Origin of the sequence: Mycolicibacterium arseniciresistens (genome assembly GCF_030519285.1) — a bacterium.
GTDB lineage: Bacteria > Actinomycetota > Actinomycetes > Mycobacteriales > Mycobacteriaceae > Mycobacterium > Mycobacterium arseniciresistens.
This window is the reverse complement of sequence record NZ_JAUMSQ010000404.1, coordinates 1-5,533: the sequence shown is the minus strand read 5'-3', so window position 1 is coordinate 5,533 and position 5,533 is coordinate 1. Positions and strand designations below refer to the sequence as shown.

Sequence of the window (5,533 nt, the reverse complement as noted above, 5' to 3'; positions counted from 1 at the left end):
GGGGTTCTCCCCGACGTTCCGGGAGGGTTCGAGTGCCAAGGCGCCGGCGTCCGGCATCCCCGCCGCGGCCGCCGCTGCGGCGCTGTCGGCCGCGGAGCGGCGGAAACGGCGGCGCAAGAAGGTCGCCGAGGTCAAGGGGCGCGGATACGCCGACGCCTACATGGACTACGAGGACGAGCCTGACGGCGAGACGCCGTCGGCCGATGAGCCGCGGGTGAGTGCGTCGACCCGCGGTGGCGGGCCGATGGGGTTCAGCGGTACCGCGGGCCGCTCCGATGCCGCCGCTGCGGGGCTGACGACGGTGTCCACCGATGCGTTCGACGGGGGCCCGGTGGTGCCGATGCTGCCCACGTCGTGGGAGCCCGAGCAGGACGGCCCGGAGGGGGGATCGCGCAACTGAGCGACGTGCTGGGGGACAGTCTGTTTCGAACGAATATGGGTGAAGGGAAGCAATAGATGAGCATGTTGGATGCGCACATTCCGCAGTTGGTGGCCTCTGAGGCCGCGTTCGGCGCCAAGACGGCGCTGATGCGTTCGACCATGGCGCAGGCCGAGCAGGCGGCGACGTCGGCGCAGGCGTTTCACATGGGTGAGTCGTCGGCGGCGTTCCAGGCCGCGCACATGCGGTTCATCGAGGTGTCGGCCAAGGTGAACGCACTGTTGGACATCGCGCAGGTGAACCTGGGCGACGCCGCAGGCACCTACGTGGCCGAGGACGCCGCGGCCGCGTCGACCTACACCGCGATCTGACCGGGTTTACAGGCGAACGAAAGGATTTGTGATGTCTCAGATCATGTACAACTACCCGGCGATGATGGCTCACGCCGGAGAGATGTCGACCTATGCCGGCGCGATGCACGCGGTGGGCGCGGACATCGCCAGCGAGCAGGCAGCGCTGGCCGGTGCGTGGCAGGGCGACACGGGTATGACGTACCAGGCGTGGCAGGCGCAGTGGAACATGGCGCTCGAGGAGTTGGTGCGCGCCTACCGGGCGATGGCGTCGACCCACGAGATGAACACCGCGTCGATGAACGCGCGCGACATGGCCGAAGGCGCCAAGTGGGGGGCATGAGCCACCGCTGGCAAACCGGGGCCGGCGTCAGGCTCAGTGAGTCCTAACGCCGTCGAACTGACCGTCGAGCAGGCGTGGTTCGTCGCCGACACCCTCGGTGCGGGTTCCTTTCCGTGGGTGTTGGCGATCACGCCGCCGTACAGCGACATGTCTCAACGGTCCCAGTTCGTCGCCGAACGCACCGCCGAGTTGACCGCACTCGGGGTGATGAACGCCGACGGGATGATCGATTCCGCGGTGGCACAGTGGGTCCGGGTGACGACGCGCGCCGAGCAGTGGCTCGATCTGCGCTTCGTCTCCGGGCCGGGCGATCTGCTGCGCGGTGTGATCGCGCGCCGCGAGGGCCGCACCGTGGTGGTACTGCGCAACGCCCACCTCGTGACGTTCACGGAGATGGCGATCGACCACCCGCATGCGCTGGTTCCGGTGCTGGCCGTCGGACTGTCGGGGCGCAAACCCGCCCACTTCGACGAGTTCGCCCTGCCGGCTGCGCTGGGCGCCCGTTCCGATCAGCAGATCCGCGACGGTGTTCCGCTGGCTGAGGTGCTGGACTTCCTCGGGATCCCGGCGTTCGCCCGGCCGGTCGTCGAGGCCGCCTTCGCCGACACCAGAACGTATGTGGAGATCGTCGCGGGCGAGCACCGTGACGGCCACCGCGTCACCACCAGCGTCGGCGTGAGCATCGTCGACACCGTCGCCGGCCGGGTGTTGGTCAGCCCGGCCATGGCGTTCGACGGGGAATGGGTCTCCACCTTCGCCCCGGGTACCCCGTTCGCGATCGCTGCCGCCGTGGAGCGGCTGACCGGTTCGCTGCCCAGCGGACCCTGGTTCCCCGACCTCAACCTCACCCGCGACTTCGACGCGGAGACAACCGAAGACACAACGAGAGATCCGAGAAACGAGCAATGTCCGACAACACTGTGATGCCGATCGTGCGCGTGGCCGTCCTCGCGGCCGGCGACGATGGCGGCCGGCTGACCGAGGTCGCGCTTCCTGCCGACCTGCCGCTGCGCGAGATCCTGCCCGCGGTCCAGCGCCTGGTGCTGTCGGCAGGCGGTTCAGACGACGCCGAGGTGCCCGACCCGGTGCGGCTGAGCCTGGCACCCATCGGAGGGGCGCCGTTCAGCCTGGACGCCACGCTGGACACCGTGGGCGTTGTCGACGGTGATCTCCTTGCGCTGCAGCCGGTCCCGGCGGGCACCCCGGCGCCGCGCATCGTCGAGGACATCGCCGACGCCGCCGTCATCTTCTCGGCGGCACGCGCCAAGCCGTGGGGCATCGCCCAGATCCAGCGCGGCGCGACGTTCGCGGTGCTCGGCCTGGTGCTCATCGCCACGGCCCTGTCCGTGACGCACCGGGTGGTCACCGACGAACTGGTCGGACTCTTCACCGTCTGCGGACTGGCCCTGGCCACCGCGCTGGCTGCGCTGCTCGCCCGCCCGGGGGCCGCCCGGCTGGGCACTGCGCTGTCCGTGGTGGCGCTGGCGCCGGTGGCAGCCGCGTTCACGCTGGCCGTACCCGGCGAGTTCGGTGCACCTCAGATTCTGCTCGGCGCTGCGGGCGTGGCCGCCTGGTCGGTCATCAGCCTCACCACCGGGGCACGCGCCATCGGCCTGTTCACCGCGACGGCGACCGTCGGCCTCGGCGTCCTGCTGGCTTCCGGCGCGGCGATCTTCTGGCAGCTGAACCCGGTGAAGATCGGCTGCCTGCTGATCGTGATCGGGCTGCTGGTGACCGTTCAGGCCGCGCAACTCTCCGCGACGCTGGCCCGGTTCCCGTTGCCGGTCATTCCCGCACCCGGGGACCCGACGCCGTCGGCCCAGCCTCTGCGCGTCCTCGAGGACCTGCCGCGCCGGGTGCGGATCAGCCAGTCCCATCAGGTCGGCTTCATCGCGGCCGGTGTGCTGCTGGCCGTCACCGGTTCGCTGTTCCTGGTCGCACCGTCGGACGCCTCGCCGTGGGCGTGGTACGTCGTCGCGGCAGCTGCCGCCGGCGCCACTCTGCGTGCCCGCGTGTGGGATTCGGCGCCCTGCAAGGCGTGGCTTCTCGGTCATTCCTACCTGGTGGCCACCGCGCTGCTGGTGACGTTCGCGGTGACCGAGCGCTACCAGGCGGCGTGGTGGACGCTGCTCGCGCTGGCTGTGCTGGTCGCGGTGTGGGTGATCGTCGCGCTCAACCCGAAGGTCGCATCGCCGGAGAGCTATTCGCTGCCGATGCGGCGCCTGGTGGGCTTCGCCGCGGCCGCCGTCGACGCATCGCTGATCCCGGTGATGGCCTACCTGGTCGGGCTGTTCACCTGGGTCCTCGAACGGTGATGCCTCGGTGATGCACAAGGTCTTGGCGTCGCTGACGGCGACGTGCACGGTGCTGCTGATCAGCAGTCCACCTGCCGCCGCCATCAGCCCGCCCGAGGTCGACCCGCTGCTGCCGCCGCCGTCCGGCAGCGCCGGACCGGCGCAGCCGATGGAACAGCGCACCGAATGCGTGACGAGCGGCGTGATCGGCGGCAGCGATCCCGGTGCGGTCAGCCCGAACACCGTCGCGCTCGACCTGGCCGGCGCCTGGGAGCACAGCCGGGGCGAGGGGCAGACCGTCGCGGTCATCGACACCGGCGTGCAACCCGGCCCGAGGCTGCCCGACGTGGAGCCGGGCGGCGACTTCGTGCAGTCGACCGACGGCCTGACCGACTGTGACGGGCACGGCACCCTGGTGGCCGGCCTGATCGCGGGCAAGCCGGGCGCCGACGGCTTCTCCGGGGTGGCGCCGAACGCGCGGATCCTGTCCATCCGGCAGAACTCCGCGGCGTTCTCCCCGCGGAACCCGGGCGAGGACCAGGCCACCGCGAGGGCGGCGGGCGACGTGACGAGTCTGGCCCGGGCGGTGGTGCGCGCCGCCGATCTCGGCGCCCGCGTCATCAACATCTCGGTGGTCACCTGCCTCCCGGCGGACAGGTCGGTCGACCAGGCGGAACTCGGCGCCGCGCTGCGGTACGCCGCCGTCGAGAAGGACGCGGTCGTCGTGGCGGCCGCGGGGAACCAGCGCGGCGGCCTGACCACAGGGACGGCATGCGAGTCGAATCCGGTTGCCGACGCGGGCAATCCCGCCGACCCGAGGAACTGGGCCGGGGTCACCTCGGTCTCGATCCCGTCGTGGTGGCAGCCGTACGTCCTGTCGGTGGGATCGCTGACCCCCGGCGGGCAACCTTCGGACTTCACCATGGCCGGCCCGTGGGTCGGCATCGCGGCGCCCGGCGAGAGCATCACGTCGGTGAGCAACGCCCCCGGCGGCGGTCTGGCCAACGGTCTGCCCAACGAGCGGCAGGAGTACAACCCGATCAAGGGCACCAGTTACGCGGCGGCATACGTGTCGGGCGTGGCGGCGCTGGTCCGCAGCAGGTATCCGCAGCTGTCGGCCGAGCAGGTGGTCCGCAGGCTGACCACCACCGCCCACGGCGGCCCGCGCACGCCCTCGAGTGTGGTCGGCGCGGGCAGCGTCGACCCCGTTGCGGCGCTGACCTGGGATGTGCCCGAAACCGCAACGGCGAAAGCCGTTTCCAGCAAGCCGGTGGCCGCGCCACCGGAACCACCCGCGAAGGACGACACCCCGAGGATCGTGGCGTTCGCCGGCGCGGGCGCGCTCGCGCTGATCGTGCTGGCGGTCGTGGTGTTCGGCTCTGACCGACGAAAGGACCCCGCATGACGGTTCGGATCACCCTGGCGGCACTCGTCGTCGTCGCGGCGGCGCTGGCCTACCCGTGGCAGACCACCCTCGACTGGTGGGTGCTCGGCGTCGCCGCCGCGGTGCTGATCGTCGTCTTCGCCTGGTGGCGTGGGCTCTTCGCCACGACGATGGTCAGCAGGCGCCTCGCGGTGTGGCGCCGCAACCATGGCAAGCGGCACGCCAAGGGGTCCGGCAGGCCGGCGGCCTACGCGACCGTGGTGCTGCGGCTGGACCCGTCCGAACAGCGGGCAGTGCCGCTGCCGCTCATCGCCGGCTACGTGGAGCGCTACGGGATCCGCGCCCACAAGGTGAAAGTCGTCAGCCACGACGCCGGCGGCACCCGCACCACGTGGGTGAGCCTGACGCTGGGAGCGGCGGACAACCTGGCCGCGCTGCAGGCCCGGTCGACGAGCATCCCCTTACAGGAGACGGCGCAGATCGCAGGCCGCCGGCTGACCGATCACCTTCGCGAGGCCGGCTGGAACGTGACGGCGGAGGACCGGGCCGACACCCCCGTCCCGCCGGGCGCGAAGGAGACGTGGCGGGGCGTTCGGGACGAGGCCGGATTCGTCGCCGCCTATCGGATCGCCGTGAAGGACAATCTGTCCGAGACTCTCGCCGCCGTCCCCGCGCTGTCGGCGGACACCTGGTCCGCGCTGGAGATCACCGGCACGGCGGCGCGTAGAAGCATCGCCGTCGGGTGCGCGGTCCGCACGGCGGAGCGGCCCGGCGCCGGAGCAC

General features: G+C 71.4%; 7 protein-coding genes. All 7 read left to right on the top strand.

Going from position 1 to position 5,533, the window contains the following annotated elements; genetic code table 11:
* Positions 1 to 400 (top strand): PPW family C-terminal domain-containing PPE protein (locus tag Q2100_RS29320; RefSeq protein WP_456094155.1); only part of this gene is annotated, 400 nt, incomplete at its 5' end.
* A 56-nt stretch (positions 401 to 456) separates the two neighbouring features.
* Positions 457 to 750 carry a type VII secretion protein EsxS gene (locus tag Q2100_RS29315; RefSeq protein ID WP_264011213.1) on the top strand — a complete coding sequence of 98 codons (294 nt, stop codon included), beginning with the start codon at positions 457 to 459 and terminating at the stop codon, positions 748 to 750.
* 31 nt (positions 751 to 781) lie between these two features.
* Positions 782 to 1,072: a WXG100 family type VII secretion target gene (locus Q2100_RS29310; protein WP_264011214.1), complete on the top strand. Its 291-nt coding sequence runs from the start codon at positions 782 to 784 to the stop codon at positions 1,070 to 1,072.
* Between the two features lie 36 nt (positions 1,073 to 1,108).
* Positions 1,109 to 1,996: an ESX secretion-associated protein EspG gene (locus Q2100_RS29305; RefSeq protein WP_302916853.1), complete on the top strand. Its 888-nt coding sequence runs from the start codon at positions 1,109 to 1,111 to the stop codon at positions 1,994 to 1,996.
* Positions 1,978 to 3,387, top strand: coding sequence for a type VII secretion integral membrane protein EccD (gene eccD / locus Q2100_RS29300; protein WP_302916852.1), 1,410 nt, complete (start codon positions 1,978 to 1,980; stop codon positions 3,385 to 3,387). The genes Q2100_RS29305 and eccD overlap by 19 nt, the downstream gene beginning before the upstream one ends.
* A 10-nt stretch (positions 3,388 to 3,397) precedes the next feature.
* On the top strand, positions 3,398 to 4,771 hold the full coding sequence (gene mycP / locus Q2100_RS29295; protein WP_302916851.1) for a type VII secretion-associated serine protease mycosin: 1,374 nt from the start codon (positions 3,398 to 3,400) through the stop codon (positions 4,769 to 4,771).
* Positions 4,768 to 5,533 (top strand): type VII secretion protein EccE (eccE, locus tag Q2100_RS29290; RefSeq protein WP_302916850.1); only part of this gene is annotated, 766 nt, incomplete at its 3' end. The genes mycP and eccE, both read left to right, overlap by 4 nt.